Here is a 16,699-nt window from a genome sequence, read left to right as displayed (position 1 = left end):
TATCACCAAGATGCTCGACAGGATTGATTTACATCTGCTGCGCTTGCTGCAACAGGATGGGCGCCTCACGACCGTGGAGCTGGCGGAGCAGGTCGGCTTGTCCGCCTCCCCTTGTGCCCGGCGCCTGAAGCGGCTGGAGGGGGAGGGCCATATACGGGGGTATCGCGCCGTGCTGGCGCGGGAGATGCTCGGACTTGGCATCACCATCTTCGTCAACGTGCGGCTCAGTCAGCACAGGGAACCGCTGGTGGAGGCCTTCGAGCAGGCGGTGGCGGCCATGGCGGAGGTGATCAGCTGTCACACCGTCTCCGGCAACTACGACTACCTGCTGGAGGTGGTGGTGCCCGACCTGCCCGCCTACGAGCAGTGGATCCGGCGGTTGCAGTCCCAGGACATGGTCAACGACATCAGCAGCCACTTCGCCATTCGGGCGGTCAAGGTGATGGGGCCGCTGCCCATCTGACCCTGTTCAGGGGCAGGGCTGGTGGCCGAGCCCGCGCTCGTTGACCTGCTCCTGATCCAGCAGTGGCTGGCCACTCGGCCGGGCGACATGAAAGCCCCGCTTGCCGCCGCGCTTGACCCGATACATGGCCTGATCGGCGCGGGCCAGCGCCGTGCTGAAATCATCCTGCGGCCGGATTGCCGCAATCCCCATGCTCAAGCCCACCGAGGCGTCGCCGTTGGGCAGCTCGAACGGGGTGGCGATGGCGTCGATGCACTGGCTGGCCAGCTGGCTGGTGCGGGGATCGTCGCTGGCCCAGGGCAGCAGCAGCACGAATTCGTCGCCGCCGAGCCGGCCTATCTTCACCCCCTCCTCGCAACAGTCGCGCAGCCGACGGGTGAGGGCGATCAACAGCTCGTCACCGGCGCGGTGGCCCAGGTTGTCGTTGACCTGCTTGAAGTCGTCCAGATCGATGAAGCAGATGGCTTTGAAACCCTGGTTGAACTTGCGTTGCAGGGCGGTGCGGTTGGCAAGGCCGGTGAGGGGATCCCGGTGGGCGAGCCGGGCCAGCTGCTGTTCGTACTCCTTCTCGTGGGTGATGTCGATGTGGGTGCCCATCACCCGAACGGGGTTGCCCTGTGCGTCCCGCTCCACCACCCGGCCCCGGTCCAGCACCCAGGTGGTCTTGCCGTCCTTGGCGATCATCCGGTGCATCACCTGATAAAACGGGCTCTTGCCGCTCAGGTGATCGAAGAAGGCCTGCAGCACCCGCTCCCTGTCTTCCGGATGCAGATGCTCGCGCCAGACGTCGAAGTGGGCCGACAGCTCCTTGGGCTGGTAGCCGAGCATGGAACCCCAGCGCCGGTTGAAGATGATGAGCTTGCCGGTGGGCACATGGTTCTGCCAGATGCACAGGCCGGTGCCGTCCATGGCGGCTTCCAGCTTCTCCCGCGCATCGTCGGCGACCCGCTTGAGCCGTTCGTTCTCCTGCAGCAGCTTGTCGTAGGCCGCCTGCAGCTCCTGATATGTCATCAACCTGCGCTTCCCTGTGTTGGATGGCGCCTATAGTCGATGCTGATTTTCCATCTGTAAAGGGGCGCGTTAGGTCAGCGTGAGAGCCTGCCGGATCTGGCCTATCTCCTCTCTTTTTCCATGGTTGCTGTGTGTTGCTGCAAGGCGAGATATGATGGGGGGAGTGAGCATATTCGTGTACTAGCACCACCTGAGGGGAAACCGAACCGGCATGAAACGCATCATGACCCTGATCCTGTTGACGGGATTGTGTACGCCCCTCGCCTGGGCGGCCCGGGCGCCGCTGACCGAGCCCCAGCTCTCCCGCGAGCTGCAGCTGCTGGAGGAGGGGTTCCAGCCCGATCGCATGTTCCGGCTGCGCATCGCCGCCCTGGTGGCGAGCAAGGAAGCCTATCCCCCCGACGTGCAGGGGCGCATCGTGCGGCTGCAGTGCTGGGCCATGCCTTCCGAGTGGGACGACGAGTACCGTGCCGTGGTGGACTTTGCCGACAGTGAGCTGGCCGGTGCCCGGGCCCGCAAGGACAGGATCACCGAGACAGGTCTGCTGGCCTGCCGCGCCTTTCATCAGCAGATGCTCGGCAATATGGAGCAGGCCAAGGAGGACTACCAGCAGGCGCTGGTGCTGGCCCGCCGGCTCGGCGATCGGGTGCAGGAGGCGGACATCCTCAGCTTGCGCGGCGACATGTACGCCTATCAGGGGGAGCTGGCGGAGGGGCTGATGGAGCTTATCGAGGCGCACAAGCGCTTCGAGTCGCTGGGGCTGGATGGCAAGGCGCGGGAGGTGCTGGCCCAGATCGCCAACGCCTATCGGCGGATGGGGCTCTATGAGCGGGCCGAGGGGTATTTCGAAGAGCTGGCTCATGACTACAGCGCCCTGCGTGCCCAGGAGCCGCTGGTGAGGATCCGCTCCCAGCAGGGGCTGCTCTACTCCGAGATGGGGGAGTATGACCGGGCGCTGCCGCTGATGAAGATGGCCGAGCAGTTCTATCGTTCTCAGCAGAAAGAGGGGCTGCTGGCCTGGGTCCGGATCGAGATCGCCACCATACTGCTCAATCAGGGCAAGGTGACCGAGGCGGTGAGCAAGTTGCGCCAGGCGGATGCCATTTTGCAGGGGCGCGAGAGCTCCGACAGCGTGACCCTGGGTCACTGGCAACTGGTGATGGGGATGGCGGAGGCGGCGCAGGGCAACCCGACCAAGGCGCTCTACTATCTGGCCCACGCCGAACCCATCTTCGTCAAGGAGAAGAACCAGCGCTTCCTGGCGCGGGTTTACGAGGTGCGGGCGCGGATCCTGGAGCAGCAGGGGCAGATCAGCGCCGCCCTCAGCAACCTCAAGCTGTTTGTCGAGACCAAGCACTCGCTGGAACGGGTGCTCAGGGAGCAGCGCTCGTTGCAGATGCGCTTCGAGTTCGACCTGGCCCGCAAGGAGCTGGAGAACCAGGCCCTCAAGACCAAGCAGCTGCTGCAGGAGGCCAAGCTCAAGCAGCTGCAGGAGCGGCGCCACTGGCAGTACGTGGTGGTGGCCCTGCTGTTGCTGGTGATGGGCATGCTGGCGCTGCACCAGTTCAATCGCTCCCGCCAGATGCGCCGGCTCGCCATGACCGACGATCTGACCGGGCTGCACAACCGCCGCCAGATCCAGAACAAGGGCCAGAACTGGTTCAGACAGGCGCGGGAGCAGGGCAAGCCCTTCTCGGTGCTGCTGCTGGACATCGATCACTTCAAGCTGGTCAATGACCAGCTGGGCCACCACGTGGGGGATCTGGTGCTGGCCGCCGTGGCCAAGTGCATCGCCGCCCAGCTGCGTTCGCTGGACAGAGTGGGGCGCAACGGCGGCGAAGAGTTTCTGGTGCTGCTGCCCGATACCTGTCTGGACGAGGCGATGGAAGTGGCGGAGCGGATCCGTCATCGCGTCTCCCAGCTGCGTATCGAGGGGATGCCGGAGGGGCGTTTTGTCAACGTCAGCATCGGTTGTGCCCAGCAGGGGCCTCTCGACGAGAGCCTGGGGGGGCTGGTGCAGCGGGCCGACGAGGCCATGTACCGGGCCAAGCAGGCGGGCCGTAACCAGGTGATGCGGGCCGAATAGGGTGCACCACCCTGCAAAGCCGGGCTGGGTATTTTTCACTCGCGCGGGTATAATGTCGCGCAATTTTGCTTTGGCTCAGGTGAGAAGACCCATGTAACGCAACCCTCTTCCTCTCTCCACCGGCGGATCTGATGCCCGCTCGAGTGGCCCGTTGCGTATCCATGCCGGACCGTGAGTCAATGCGGCATCCCGGAATTATTCCCACGGTGGCCAAGGCCGCCGCCCAATAGAAGAACGTTGAATTATGTCAGCTGAATTTCTGAGTGAAGTCTCCAAGAGACGCACTTTTGCGATCATCTCGCACCCGGATGCGGGTAAAACCACCATCACCGAAAAGGTCCTGCTGTTCGGACAGGCCATTCAGCGCGCCGGTACCGTCAAGGGCCGTGGCTCGGGTCAGCACGCCAAATCCGACTGGATGGAGATGGAGAAGCAGCGTGGTATCTCCATCACCACCTCGGTGATGCAGTTCCCCTATGCCGACTGCCTGGTCAACCTGCTCGATACCCCGGGTCACGAGGACTTCTCCGAAGATACCTACCGTACCCTGACGGCGGTCGACTGCTGCCTGATGGTCATCGACGCCGCCAAGGGTGTTGAAGACCGGACCCGCAAGCTGATGGAAGTGACCCGGCTGCGGGACACCCCCATCCTCACCTTCATGAACAAGCTGGACCGCGAAGTGCGCGATCCCATGGAGGTCATGGACGAGGTGGAGCGTGAGCTCAACATCATGTGCGCCCCCATCACCTGGCCCATCGGTTGCGGCAAATCCTTCAAGGGTGTCTATCACCTCTACAAGGACGAGACCTATCTCTATCAGAGCGGTCAGGGCCACACCATCCAGGAGAAGCGGGTGGTCAAGGGGCTGAACAACCCCGAGCTGGACGCGGCTATCGGCGACGATCTGGCAGCCCAGCTGCGCGGTGAACTGGAGCTGGTGCAGGGCGCCTCCCCCGAGTTCGATCACGATGCCTTCATCGCCGGCGAGATGACCCCGGTCTTCTTCGGTACCGCACTCGGCAACTTTGGTGTCGACCACATGCTGGACGGTCTGACCGACTGGGCGCCGGCCCCCATGCCGCGCAAGGCCGAGAGCCGCGAAGTGGTGGCGACCGAGGAGAAGTTCTCCGGCTTCGTGTTCAAGATCCAGGCAAACATGGATCCGAAACACCGCGACCGTATCGCCTTTATGCGCATCGTATCCGGCACCTACAGCAAGGGTATGAAGATGCGCCATGTGCGCATCGGCAAGGACGTGAACATCTCCGACGCCGTGACCTTCATGGCCGGTGACCGGGAGCAGGCGGAAGACGCCTTCGCCGGCGACATCATCGGCCTGCACAACCACGGCACCATCCAGATCGGCGACACCTTCACCCAGGGTGAAGATCTCAAGTTCACCGGCATCCCGAACTTCGCGCCTGAACTGTTCCGCCGCATCCGCCTGCGTGACCCGCTCAAGCAGAAGCAGCTGCTCAAGGGGCTGGTGCAGCTCTCCGAAGAGGGGGCGGTGCAGGTGTTCCGTCCGCTCATCAGCAACGATCTCATCGTGGGTGCGGTCGGTGTGCTGCAGTTCGACGTGGTGGTCTCGCGCCTCAAGAGCGAGTACAACGTCGAGGCCATCTACGAGGCGGTCAACGTCGCCACCGCCCGCTGGGTGGAAGGGACCGACGTCAAGAAGTTCGAGGAGTTCAAGCGCAAGAACGAGGTCAACCTGGCGCTGGATGGCGGTGACAACCTCACCTACATCGCGCCGACCATGGTCAACCTGCGCCTGGCCCAGGAGCGTCACGCCGACGTCCAGTTCCGCCAGACCCGCGAGCACTGACAAGGGCTTGCCGACAGGCAGACAAGATAAATCGAGACCCCGCTTCGGCGGGGTCTCTTTTTGCATGGCGAACAGGACTCGGAGGTGGGGAGCGCCGCCGTCACCCGTCGACAAGGGGAGCAATGCCACCTATAAAGGAGGCTCACACATGATTCAGGGAGGGATGCATGTCGGTCGAACTGCCCGTCGAGGCACAATTTAACGCTTACAACGCCCACGATCTCGAGGCCTTCCTGGCCTGCTTCTCCGATGCGTTCAAGGGGTACCGGATGCCGACGGAGAGCCCGAGCACTGTGGGCAAGGAGGCGCTCAGTGCCTTCTATGCCGAACATCGCTTCAACAACCCGGCCCTGCGGGCCGAGCTGCTGGCGCGCACCGTCATCGGCAACAAGGTGTTTGATCACGAGTTGATTTATGGAATCTCCCCCGAGCCCATCGAAAGCATGGCGGTGTTCGAGGTGGAGGCCGGCCTTATCAAAACGGCCTGGTTCTATTTTCCTTCCTGACCCCAATAGTCAGTTGTTTACCATATGGTGCCAATATACGGCCCCTCTTCGCCACGAAGATTCCAGCATGAACAGCAATAAGGACATTGCATGTACATTTTCCAGGCTACCCCGGCCGATCTTGAAGAAACTAGCTATCTATTTGATGCCTACCGTCAATTTTATGGGCAGGAACCGGATCATGGTGCCGCAGCCGGGTTTATTGCTGAGCGCCTCACCAACGCAGATTCAGTGATCTTTCTTGCTCGCCATGAGATGGGGGAAACCATGGGATTTGTCCAGCTCTACCCTGCCTTTTCATCCGTTGCCATGAAGCGGATGTGGTATCTCAACGATCTCTTTGTCGCCGAGTCAGCTCGCCAGCAGGGGGTGGCAAGAGCTCTGTTAAAACGAGTAGCCAGCTTTGCCAAAGAGACAGACGCACTAACCGTAAAACTGGCAACATCCATCTCCAATCAACCAGCAAAATCGCTGTACGAATCAGAGGGATATCAAAAGGTCATCGCTTTTGATCACTACACCCAACGGGTTTAGGTGAGATAGAGGGCCCATCCACCATTAGTTATTGCTGACACCCTTCTCCCCTTGAGGGAGAAGGGTTGGGATGAGGGGGGATAGGAACTCACATTTACTCTGCTGGCACGAGCGCCAGCACCATGCAGATCTCGCAGGCATCGTGGCCGGTGCTGCCGAGCGGCCCCGGCAGGTGCTCGAAGCCCAGGGATTCGTAGAGCGCGGTGGCCTCACGCAGCACGGCGGTGGTCTCCAGGTAGCAGCGCTGATAGCCGAGCACGCGCGCCTCGTCCAGCGCCTGCAGTACCAGCCGTCGCCCCAGTCCCAGCCCGCGCAGGGAGGGCATGAAGTACATCTTCTGCAGCTCGCAGACTTGCCCCTCTTCCCCCGCCAGCGGCGCTATGCCGCCCCCGCCCAGAATGGAGCCATCGGGTCCCTCGATCACCCAGTAGCGGCTGCGCTCACCCAGGTAGGTTTCATGGAGAAAGTCGAGATTGGGATCCGCTACGCCGTAGCCCTTGTCGGCGGTGAGGCCGTATTCGGCGGAGACGGCGCGCACCACGGCAGCGATGGCAGGGTTATCGGCCGGGGTGATGGGGCGAATGCGATAGCCCTGCTGGCGACGGGCACGGGAGAGGGCGCTGCGATAGAGGCGCAGGCCTTCCCACAGCTGCTCGCGCTCGGCGAGGGTGAGCTGGGCCAGGGTCTCCTCCATGGCGCTGTCCATCTCCTGATGCAGATCCAGCAGCTGGGCCTGACCGGCGATGGTGAGGCGCGCCTCCTTGCTGCGACCATCGGACGGATGGGGATGCCAGCTGATGAGCTCGCGCTCGGCCAGGCGGGCCAGCGGGCGGCTGGCGTTGGACTTGTCGATGCGCAGCCGCTCCGCCAGTTGCTGATTGGTGGCGGGGCCGCTCTCCAGCTCGATCAGCAGATGGGCTTCGAGCGGGCTGAGCGCCAGTTCGCCGCACTGTTGGGAGAGCATGCCGAGTTCGCGAACCAGATCGCGCGACAGGGCGCGCAGGGGGCGGGGATCCATATCAGGGCTTCCTATTTGGTTGTCATCAACAACCAATATAGCCAACTAGTTGTTACTAGCAACTTTTTATTGGGTTCGTGAGGGATCGCGAAACCGACGGGTATCACAAGCGGGCACAAAAAAGGGCCCGAGAGGGGCCCAAACATTGGAAACCCGCGCGAGGGCGCGGATCCCATCCTTGGTCAGGCAAGGTGCCGGCGAGCGTTAGACCAGCTCGGCCAGCATGGTGTCGGCATAGGGCACCAGGGCATCGCCCTGTTTCACCTTGGCGAGGTAGTCCGGGTTGGCGATGAGCGGGCGACCGATGGCGACCAGGTCGAAGCGGTCGGCCTTGATGGCCTCGGCTGCGGTCTCGGCGCTGTAGTTGCCCACCCCTACCAGATGGCCGTCGTAGCGGGCGCGCAGGTAGTCAGAGGCGCGGCCGTCCAGGTAGTCGAAGGTGAGGTTGTCATCGAAGATGCCGAGGTGCACATAGGCCAGGTTGCGCTGGTTCAGCTCGGCCAGCAGGTGGTCGAACACGGCGCGATCCCGGGCATCCCCTTCCAGGTGCACATAGGCGCCGGGGGAGAGGCGCAGGCCCACCCGATCCCCGCCGATACGGGCATTGATGGCATCCACCACCTCCAGCGCGAAGCGGCTCATGTTCTCGGGGCTGCCGCCGTAGTTGTCGGTGCGCAGGTTGCTGGCGTGGTGCAGGAACTGATCGATGAGGTAGCCGTTGGCACCGTGGATCTCCACTCCGTCAAAGCCCGCTTCGATGGCGTTGGCGGCGGCCTGGGCATAATCCTCGACCAGCTGGGCGATTTCGCTCTCGGTCAGGGCGCGCGGCACCTGATAGACCAGCTCGCGCATGCGGGGCACCGTGCCCTCATGGGCGACGGCGGAGGGGGCCAGCACTTCGGCGTGGTGGAAGAAGGGGTGGGAGAGACGACCCACGTGCCACAGCTGGGCGAAGATCTTGCCGCCCTTGGCATGCACGGCGCCGGTCACTTTCTTCCAGCCGGCGATCTGCTCGGCGTTGTAGATCCCCGGGGTATTGGGGTAGCCCTGCCCGTCCGGCCGGATGATGGTGGCTTCGGAGATGATGAGGCCGATGTCGGCGCGGCGCGCATAATAGGCGGCCATCTGCTCGGTGGGCACCAGGCCCGGGCCTGCCATGCAGCGGGTGAGGGGAGCCATCATGAAACGGTTGGCGAGGGTGAGGGTGTCGTTGAGGCGATAGGGCTGAAACAGGGTATTCATGATCGTCTGTCCTGAGGGAGTGATTCTTGAACGTGCATTCAAGACGTTTTTTGTTTTGTGTGCAAGTCTTTTTTGAACGAGCATTCAACATGGGTTGGTGTTGCCGTCCCGCTGGGGTAAACTTGCCGCCCTCTTATTTCCCCTCGCCGGCCCCAGGCCGGTGAATCCGCTTTTTCAACGGAGAAACCATGCGCAGCGCCGAGTTCAACCGGGACGACGTCTTGCGAAATGCCATGGAGGCATTTCGGGCCAAGGGTTACGCCAAGACCACCATGCAGGAGCTGGTGGCGGCGACCGGGTTGCATCCGGGCAGCCTCTACGCGGCGTTTGGCAACAAGCGCGGCCTGCTGCTGGCGGCGGTCGACCACTATGTGCAGGAGAAGAGCGCCCTGCGGCGCAGCTTCTTCGCCGCCGCGAGCCCGCTGGCGGGGGTGCAGGCCTACCTCGAGCAGGTGGTGAACGACGCCCTCTGCGGCACCTGTCTGGTGACCCGCACCCTGATGGAGCTGGCGGAGCAGGACGAGGAGCTGCACCTGAAGCTCAAGGCCATCTATGGCGAGCTGGATGCGGATCTGGCCGCGGTGCTGAGCCTGGCCCTCGAGCGCGGCGAGCTGGCGGCCGGGCGAGACATCCCGACCCTGACCGCCTTTTTGCTCATCAACATCCAAGGCCTGGTCACCTTCGCCCAGTGCCGCCCCGACCCCGTCCTGCTGGGCGGCGTGGTCACCCAGTTGATGACGGCCCTGCGGGCGTAATGCCTCGCCCATAAACAACCATGGCTCCCGCGGGAGCCATGGTTGTTTATGGGGAGGTCACGCGTAGCCGGGTTGTTTGCCCCCTTCTCCCCTCGGGGGAGAAGGGTTGGGGATGAGGGGGAGGGCTCTGCTCAGCGCAATGAGTGCAAAAGAAGTTCCAGTACGGCCTCCATCCGACTCAACACATCGTTATTCCACACCCTGATCACCCGAAAGCCCTGCTGATTGAGGTAGGCCGTTCTTGCACCATCATATTGCCGCCCTGCCGGTTCGTTGTGCTGTGACCCGTCTACCTCGATGATCAGCCTCTGCTCAAGAGAGATGAAATCGACAATGTAGGGCCCGATGGGCATCTGGCGACGGAATTTCACCCCGGCCAGACGGCGGTCGCGTAATTGCAGCCACAGCTTCTGTTCAGCAAGGGTGGCTTCTCGCCTCATGCGCTTGGCAAATGGATGGGTTCTCATGGTGCCTATCCAGAGCTATTTGACCCTATTAGATATAGCCATTCTCCTGTCTGGTGACAGAGAGAGTTGCTTCCCCTCACCCTGGCCCTCTCCCAGAGGGAGAGGGGACAGATCGAGTGACAGTGGTCATCTTGTCGATCATCTCGGGGCCTGGGTGGAATTTTGGGATTATGAACTGGTGAACTGGTGAACTGGTGAACTGATGAACTGATGAACTGATGAACTGATGAACTGATGAACTGATGAACTGATGAACTGATGAGTCGATAGGTCGATGTGCTGGTGGGATGGATATGCTTCACCCCGGCAGGCAGGTTGTCAGCCATGTCGCGAGTGGCACGGAACCAGCCCCCTTCTCCCCTTGCGGGAGAAGGGTTGGGGATGAGGGGGAGGGTACACCCAGCCGGGTTACTCCGGATTAACCAGCTCTTTCATCAGATTCTTGAGCCACACCAGGGCCGGTTGCTGCGCATGCACCGGGTGCCAGACGCAGTTGAGGTGATAATCCGGCACATCTTCGGGCAGTGGCAGGCTTTTCAGCGGCCAGTGGCTGGCGAGCAGCTCGGCCACCATGCTGGGCAACACCAGCAGGTGATCGCTCTGGCTGACGATGGCGGCGGCGGACATATAGCTCTGGCTGTTGACCGAGATGGTGCGGCTGAACCCCAGCGTTTTCAGATAGCGATCCAGACTCGCCTCCGAGGTGCCAAGGGGCGAGTGGAACACGTGGGGCATCTCGATCAGCTGCGACAAGCTGATGCGCTCGGCCGGCAGCGCCGGGTCATCCCCACTCTCTGCGAGGCCCGGGGCGGCCATCGGCAGATCGGCGCGCACCAGCCCGGCCAGCGGCTCGGTGAGCCAGGTCTCCTTGCCCAGGTACCCCGGCACCTGCATGTATTCGTCAAAGCCCAGAACCAGGTCTATCTCGCCGCTCGCCAGCTCGGCTTCGGGCAAGGTGTCGCGCAGGATGCGGATCTCGATGGTGACCCCGGGCGCCAGCCGTTTGAGGCGCTGGATAAGCGGCGGGATCAGCACGCACTCCACGTAATCCGTGGTGCAGAGCACGAAGCGGCGCTTCGACTGGCTCGGCTCGAACACCTCCTCGTCGCTGAGCTGTTGCTCCAGCAGCCGCAGCGCCTGCTGCACTCCCAGGTGCAGCCGCTGGGCGCGCGGGGTCGGCAGCATCCCCTGCGGGGTGCGCACCAAGAGCGGATCGCCAAAGAAGGTGCGCAGGCGATTGAGCGCATGGCTCATGGCGGGCTGACTGATAAAGAGGGTTTCGGCGGCGCGGGTGACGCTGCCCTGTGCCATCAGGGCGTCAAAGGCGAGCAGCAGGTTGAGGTCGAGCTGGTGCAGTTTCATCAAGATTATTTGCCAGGCTTATGGGACAATCCATCCTATTCATTTGATGGATGTGAGCGCAACTTCTTACACTGCGACCACTGTTATTTTTCCAGGATCCCCGCGCCGCGTTTTCACGCCAGCGGGGTCTCAATCCATGCAAGGAGCCTTGCGATGAGCATCAAGACCATGAACACCACGCCGGCCGCTGACGGCTTCACCATGCCCGCCGAGTGGGCACACCAGCAGGCCGTCTGGATGATCTGGCCGTTTCGCCCGGACAACTGGCGTGAGGCCGGTCGCTTCGCGCAAGCCACCTTCGCCAAGGTGGCGGATGCCATCGGGCAAGCCACCCCGGTCTTTATGGGGGTGCCGGCCCAGTTTATGGCGCAGGCTCGCGCCATCATGCCCGCCCACGTCACCCTGGTCGAGATGAACAGCGATGACTGCTGGGCCCGCGACAGCGGCCCCACCATAGTCACCAACGCGGCCGGCGAGTGCCGTGGGGTGGATTGGGGCTTCAACGCCTGGGGCGGTCACAAGGGTGGTCTCTACTACCCCTGGGATCAAGACGAGCAAGTGGCGGCCCAGATGCTGGCACAGCACTGCATGGCCCGTTACGATGCGCCGCTCATTCTGGAAGGGGGCTCCATCCACGTCGACGGCGAAGGCACCTGCCTGACCACCGCCGAGTGCCTGCTCAACGAAAACCGCAACCCGCACCTGAGCAAAGAGCAGATCGAAGCGCACCTGCGCGACTATCTGGGTGTGCAGAGCTTTATCTGGCTGGACGAAGGCGTCTACATGGATGAGACCGACGGCCACATCGACAACATGTGCTGCTTCGTGCGTCCGGGTGAAGTGGCCCTGCACTGGACTGACGACCAGAACGATCCCCAGTACGAGCGCTCCGTGGCCGCCCTCAAGGTGCTGGAAGCCGCGGTCGACGCCAAGGGTCGCAAGCTGAAAGTGTGGAAGCTGCCCCAGCCGGGCCCGCTCTACTGCACTCAGGAAGAGTCTGCCGGTGTCGAGAGCGGCAGCGGTGTGCCGCGCGAGGCAGAAGGGCGTCTGGCCGGTTCCTACGTGAACTTCCTCATCACCAACGATCGCATCGTCTACCCGCTGCTGGATGCCGCCACCGACGGCGAAGCCCAGCGCATTCTGGAAGAGATCTTCCCGGAGCATAAGGTCGTCGGCGTACCGGCCCGCGAGATCCTGCTGGGCGGTGGCAATATTCACTGCATTACCCAGCAGATCCCGTCCGGCAAATAAGAACCGGATGACGATCCTGCTGCGAGACCGTGATCAAGGCTCATGTGCTGCTCGCTTATGTGAAACCGAGGGCTCACGTATGTTTATACGCTCCAGTTCCTGCGCTGCTCTTCACCTTGCTGACGGCCGCTCGCGACGGGTCGTAAACCGGTTCCGGTGAGTATTCAAAACCCCACGCCGTGGGGTTTTCTCTCTTGATGACGTGATGGTCGCCGGCGCAGATGCGGCGATCATCATGACAAACAGTCACTCTTTTACAGGAGATCCCCATGATCGAAGTGACCGAGGTTTCCATTGCCGAGCTGCGCGGTGCGCTCGAAGCAGGCCGCACCACAGCGGTCGAACTGGTCAAGGCCTATCTGGCCCGGATCGAGGCTTACAACGGCCCCGAGACCGACACCAAGCTCAACGCTTTGGTAGTCCCCAACCCCGATGCACTGAAAGAGGCCGAGGCTTCCGATGCTCGCCGCGCCCGTGGCGAAACTCTGGGCCCGCTGGACGGCATCCCCTACACCGCCAAAGACAGCTATCTGGTCAAGGGGCTGACCGCCGCCTCCGGCAGCCCGGCCTTCAAGGATCTGGTGGCCCAGCGCGATGCCTTTACCGTTGAGCGCCTGCGCGCCGCCGGTGCCATCTGCCTTGGCAAGACCAATATGCCGCCGATGGCCAATGGCGGCATGCAGCGCGGCGTCTATGGCCGTGCCGAGAGCCCCTACAACGCCGACTACCTGACCGCGCCGTTTGCCTCCGGCTCCTCCAACGGCGCCGGTACCGCCACCGCCGCCAGCTTCTCCGCCTTTGGTCTGGCTGAAGAGACCTGGTCGAGCGGTCGTGGCCCTGCCTCCAACAACGGCCTGTGCGCCTACACCCCGTCCCGTGGCGTCATCTCGGTGCGCGGCAACTGGCCGCTGACGCCGACCATGGATGTGGTGGTGCCCTATGCCCGCACCATGAACGATCTCTTGGAAGTGCTGGATGTGGTAGTGGCTGACGATGCCGACACCCGTGGCGATCTGTGGCGCATGCAGCCTTGGGTACAACTGCCCAAGGCCTCCGAGGTGCGTCCGGCTTCCTATCTGGAGCTGGCTGCCAAGGGCGATGCCCTCAAAGGCAAGCGTCTCGGCGTGCCGCGCATGTTTATCAACAAGGATGAACTGGCTGGCACCAGCGAAAACCCCGGCATCGGCGGCCCGACCGGTCAGCGCATCCATACCCGCGAGGCCGTGATTGCGCTGTGGGAACAGGCCCGTCAGGCGCTGGAAGCGGCTGGCGCCGAAGTCATCGAAGTGGACTTCCCGCTGGTCTCCAACTGCGAAGGGGACCGACCCGGCGCGCCGACCGTGTTCAATCGCGGCATCGTGAGCCCTGAGTTCCTCAACGACGAGCTGTGGGAGCTCTCCGGCTGGGCGTTCGACGACTTCCTGCGCGCCAACGGCGATCCCAAACTCAACAAGCTGGCCGATGTCGATGGCCCGAAGATCTTCCCCCACGATCCGGGCACCCTGCCGAACCGCGAGGGCGATCTGGCGGCGGGCATGGACGAGTACGTCAACATGGCCAAGCGCGGCCTCAAGCGTTTCGACGAGATTGCCTCGGTGCCGGACGGCCTGCGTGGGCTGGAGCAGACCCGCAAGCTGGATCTGGAGGACTGGATGGACGGGCTCAAGCTCGACGCCGTGCTGTTCCCCACCGTCGCCGACGTCGCCCCGGCTGATGCTGACGTGAATCCGGCCTCCGCCGATATCGCCTGGAGCAACGGCATCTGGGTTGCCAACGGCAACCTCGCCATTCGCCACCTCGGCGTACCGACCGTCACCGTCCCCATGGGGGTGATGGCCGATATCGGTATGCCGGTGGGCTTGACCTTCGCCGGTCGCGCCTATGACGACAACAAGCTGCTGCGCTTTGCCTCTGCCTTCGAGTCCACCGGCAGCAAGCGGATGGTGCCGCCACGGACGCCGCCGTTGGGGTGATTGGTGTTGTGAGTTAAATCTCTCTGGTTCATTCTGGGAGAATAAATAAACCACCCGTTATGCGGGTGGTTTTTTACTTTCAGAACAGGAGGGGAAGTTAAGTTAGTGAAGCATCTTATATTTAACAGATGTGTCATCTTTATTCTTTTGAATAGCATGGACTATCACCCAACCTTACTTTGCAATTGCAATTACTCCATCAAGAAATAGCGAGTTAACTAGATGATGAGTGGTAACAAAGTATTACCACTCAAAACTTGGGTTTTCATTGAGCTGCAGAGCCAGTACATTGATATTCTTTAGTTACAATCCAGCTTGAGCAACCACCAAAACCGTCAGACATATTACATTGTTTTGTTATCCCCCCGAAAGCTTCGGCATTGGTATAGCCCCATACAGCACATCTCTTAGCTGCTAATAAAATTGCTTGTTCTTCACTTACCTGAGGGACCTCAAACTGACCAAACTCATATGACAGTCTAATAACTCCATCGGCTTTACTTCCTCCTGTTGCAGACCAGTCCTTTGTTGCTGAACAACCAGCTAAAAGAATTGAAATAAACGCTATCGAAATAATTGTATTTTTCATGTCACATCCTTGTTTAATGACATACATAATTTGACTCTTATGAATGTTATTGAGGGTTGTTAAAATTGTCATTTATTTGGGTTGATTATGTGATCAGGGTCACCACTCGGGAGAAATGAACATTATGGAACTCACACTATTCTCGACAGCGGTACAGTTGTCAGCCGGACTTAATGGAAAAATCGTAGACTCGAATAGCGAAGGGCCGTAGGTTCGAATAGCGAAGCATATTCGGACGATCGCGAGAGTAAGGGTGTTGAGGTGACGCTGATGTTCAGGGGTTCCTGCTTCTCTTGCTATCAGGATATTCGCGGTAAACGGACGATTACGCTGCGCTAATCGACCCTACATTATGGGACTTATTGTTACCTCCCCCTCATCCCCAGCCCTTCTCCCGCAAGGGGAGAAGGGGGCAAAACGGTTCAGCTGACAGTGCTTTACGTGCGAGGCACGGGTGGGGATGGGGCTTTGGAATTGGCACGGACCATCCCCTCTCCCTCGGGAGAGGGTTAGGGTGAGGGGTTGCTATCTGTGTTGTCGTTTCGTTTTGAGCCTTTACCTCTCTCCACTTCCCGCACCGTCAATCGCCATATTGGCGTGGCTCGCCGCCGATTCCCCCTGATTTTTTTCTGACTTCCCCCAGACTTCACCTTCTCTTCACACAACCCCATTTTCCCCTCACAAATCCCCCGTATTTTCTGCCCACTGATAAATGGGCCCGGCTTGTCACAGGGGTGGCGAGGGGGCGGTTGGTTCGAGGGAGCAAGATGATGAAAGGTTGGATAAAGTGCGGGCTGGCCGGCGCCCTGATGCTGATGGCGAGTTTCTGGGGGGGCAGCGTGCGGGCGGCGGGGATATCGCTGACGCAGGTGAGCGGCCCTGTCTATGTGGTAGAGGATAACTACTACGTCAAAGAGAACTCCATGGTCTATTTCGGGGCCAAGGGGGTGACTGTGGTGGGAGCGACCTGGACGCCGGATACCGCCCGCGAGCTGCACAAGCTGATCAAACGGGTCAGCCGCCAGCCGGTGCTGGAGGTGATCAACACCAACTACCACACCGACCGGGCGGGCGGTAACGCCTACTGGAAGTCCATCGGGGCCAAGGTGGTATCGACCCGTCAGACCCGGGATCTGATGAAGAGCGACTGGGCCGAGATTGTCGCCTTTACCCGCAAGGGGCTGCCGGAGTACCCGGACTTGCCGCTGGTGCTGCCAAACGTGGTGCACGATGGCGACTTCACGCTGCAAGAGGGCAAGCTGCGCGCCTTCTACGCGGGTCCGGCCCACACGCCGGACGGTATCTTCGTCTACTTCCCCGATGAGCAGGTGCTCTATGGCAACTGCATCCTCAAGGAGAAGCTGGGCAACCTGAGCTTTGCCGATATGAAGGCCTATCCGCAGACACTTGAGCGGCTCAAAGCGATGAAGCTGCCGATCAAGACGGTGGTGGGCGGTCACGACTCGCCGCTGCACGGCCCCGAGCTGATTGATCACTACGAGGCGCTGATCAAGGCCGCACCCCAGTCATAAGCCGACGCGGCGGCAGCCGGATGACGCGCTGGATGCACGATAAAAGAGACGCCTGGCCGGGCGTTGCTGGCAGGGGAGG

Annotated in this window: 15 protein-coding genes; 9 read left to right on the top strand and 6 right to left on the bottom strand. The window is 61.6% G+C overall.

Translation table 11 applies throughout. The features are described 5' to 3' along the window. The first annotated feature begins 10 nt into the window (after nt 1-10). Nucleotides 11-463: an Lrp/AsnC family transcriptional regulator gene (locus tag I6L38_RS15610; RefSeq protein WP_010635095.1), complete on the top strand. Its 453-nt coding sequence runs from the start codon at nt 11-13 to the stop codon at nt 461-463. 6 nt (nt 464-469) lie between these two features. Here I6L38_RS15610 and I6L38_RS15605 read toward each other — a convergent pair whose 3' ends face one another. Then, entirely contained in the window at nt 470-1,474 is a 1,005-nt protein-coding gene (locus I6L38_RS15605; protein WP_216989596.1) for a sensor domain-containing diguanylate cyclase, read from the bottom strand. A 223-nt stretch (nt 1,475-1,697) separates the two neighbouring features. Between I6L38_RS15605 and I6L38_RS15600 the strand changes: the two genes are divergently transcribed. The 4 genes from I6L38_RS15600 to I6L38_RS15585 all read left to right on the top strand — a co-directional run bounded on the left by I6L38_RS15600 (nt 1,698) and on the right by I6L38_RS15585 (nt 6,431). Then, on the top strand, nt 1,698-3,560 hold the full coding sequence (locus I6L38_RS15600; RefSeq protein WP_043169193.1) for a diguanylate cyclase: 1,863 nt from the start codon (nt 1,698-1,700) through the stop codon (nt 3,558-3,560). A 241-nt stretch (nt 3,561-3,801) separates the two neighbouring features. Next, the gene (prfC, locus tag I6L38_RS15595; protein ID WP_085947086.1) at nt 3,802-5,391 is read left to right on the top strand and encodes a peptide chain release factor 3; all 1,590 of its coding nucleotides are present in this window, start codon (nt 3,802-3,804) and stop codon (nt 5,389-5,391) included. A 167-nt stretch (nt 5,392-5,558) separates the two neighbouring features. Then, the gene (locus I6L38_RS15590) at nt 5,559-5,897 is read left to right on the top strand and encodes a nuclear transport factor 2 family protein (RefSeq protein WP_216988694.1); all 339 of its coding nucleotides are present in this window, start codon (nt 5,559-5,561) and stop codon (nt 5,895-5,897) included. Nucleotides 5,898-5,987: 90 nt separating this feature from the next. Further along, a complete protein-coding gene (locus tag I6L38_RS15585; RefSeq protein ID WP_043169191.1) occupies nt 5,988-6,431 on the top strand; it encodes an N-acetyltransferase in 444 nt (147 codons plus the stop codon). Between the two features lie 94 nt (nt 6,432-6,525). On the opposite strand, the gene I6L38_RS15580 is transcribed toward I6L38_RS15585, so the two are convergent. Both I6L38_RS15580 and I6L38_RS15575 read right to left on the bottom strand, forming a co-directional pair. Then, nucleotides 6,526-7,449, bottom strand: a complete 924-nt coding sequence (locus I6L38_RS15580) for a GNAT family N-acetyltransferase (RefSeq protein ID WP_043169190.1) — start codon at nt 7,447-7,449, stop codon at nt 6,526-6,528. A 204-nt stretch (nt 7,450-7,653) separates the two neighbouring features. Beyond that, a complete protein-coding gene (locus I6L38_RS15575; protein WP_043169189.1) occupies nt 7,654-8,691 on the bottom strand; it encodes an alkene reductase in 1,038 nt (345 codons plus the stop codon). Between the two features lie 188 nt (nt 8,692-8,879). On the opposite strand from I6L38_RS15575, the gene I6L38_RS15570 reads away from it, so the two are divergent. Then, nucleotides 8,880-9,446 (top strand): TetR/AcrR family transcriptional regulator, encoded by a 567-nt coding sequence (locus I6L38_RS15570; protein ID WP_005308958.1) that lies wholly within the window; start codon nt 8,880-8,882, stop codon nt 9,444-9,446. Between the two features lie 131 nt (nt 9,447-9,577). Here the strand turns inward: I6L38_RS15570 and I6L38_RS15565 are convergent, their stop codons facing one another. Then, nucleotides 9,578-9,913 carry an endonuclease domain-containing protein gene (locus I6L38_RS15565; RefSeq protein ID WP_017782617.1) on the bottom strand — a complete coding sequence of 112 codons (336 nt, stop codon included), beginning with the start codon at nt 9,911-9,913 and terminating at the stop codon, nt 9,578-9,580. A gap of 408 nt (nt 9,914-10,321) precedes the next feature. Beyond that, complete coding sequence (locus I6L38_RS15560; RefSeq protein WP_043172077.1) at nt 10,322-11,275, bottom strand: LysR family transcriptional regulator; 954 nt, start codon at nt 11,273-11,275, stop codon at nt 10,322-10,324. Nucleotides 11,276-11,428: 153 nt separating this feature from the next. On the opposite strand from I6L38_RS15560, the gene aguA reads away from it, so the two are divergent. Together aguA and I6L38_RS15550 are read left to right on the top strand one after the other, a co-directional pair. After that, the gene (gene aguA / locus I6L38_RS15555) at nt 11,429-12,526 is read left to right on the top strand and encodes an agmatine deiminase (RefSeq protein ID WP_043172079.1); all 1,098 of its coding nucleotides are present in this window, start codon (nt 11,429-11,431) and stop codon (nt 12,524-12,526) included. A 269-nt stretch (nt 12,527-12,795) separates the two neighbouring features. Further along, the gene (locus tag I6L38_RS15550; RefSeq protein ID WP_216988693.1) at nt 12,796-14,499 is read left to right on the top strand and encodes an amidase; all 1,704 of its coding nucleotides are present in this window, start codon (nt 12,796-12,798) and stop codon (nt 14,497-14,499) included. 265 nt (nt 14,500-14,764) lie between these two features. Here the strand turns inward: I6L38_RS15550 and yecR are convergent, their stop codons facing one another. Then, entirely contained in the window at nt 14,765-15,088 is a 324-nt protein-coding gene (yecR, locus tag I6L38_RS15545) for a YecR family lipoprotein (RefSeq protein WP_080761069.1), read from the bottom strand. 770 nt (nt 15,089-15,858) lie between these two features. On the opposite strand from yecR, the gene I6L38_RS15540 reads away from it, so the two are divergent. Beyond that, on the top strand, nt 15,859-16,620 hold the full coding sequence (locus I6L38_RS15540; RefSeq protein WP_254204165.1) for a CphA family subclass B2 metallo-beta-lactamase: 762 nt from the start codon (nt 15,859-15,861) through the stop codon (nt 16,618-16,620). Nucleotides 16,621-16,699 lie beyond the last annotated feature (79 nt).

This window comes from Aeromonas sp. FDAARGOS 1408 (genome assembly GCF_019048665.1).
Classification (GTDB): Bacteria; Pseudomonadota; Gammaproteobacteria; order Enterobacterales; family Aeromonadaceae; genus Aeromonas; species Aeromonas dhakensis.
The sequence above is the reverse complement of the archived record's forward strand: the minus strand, read 5'-3'. Positions and strand labels throughout refer to the sequence as shown.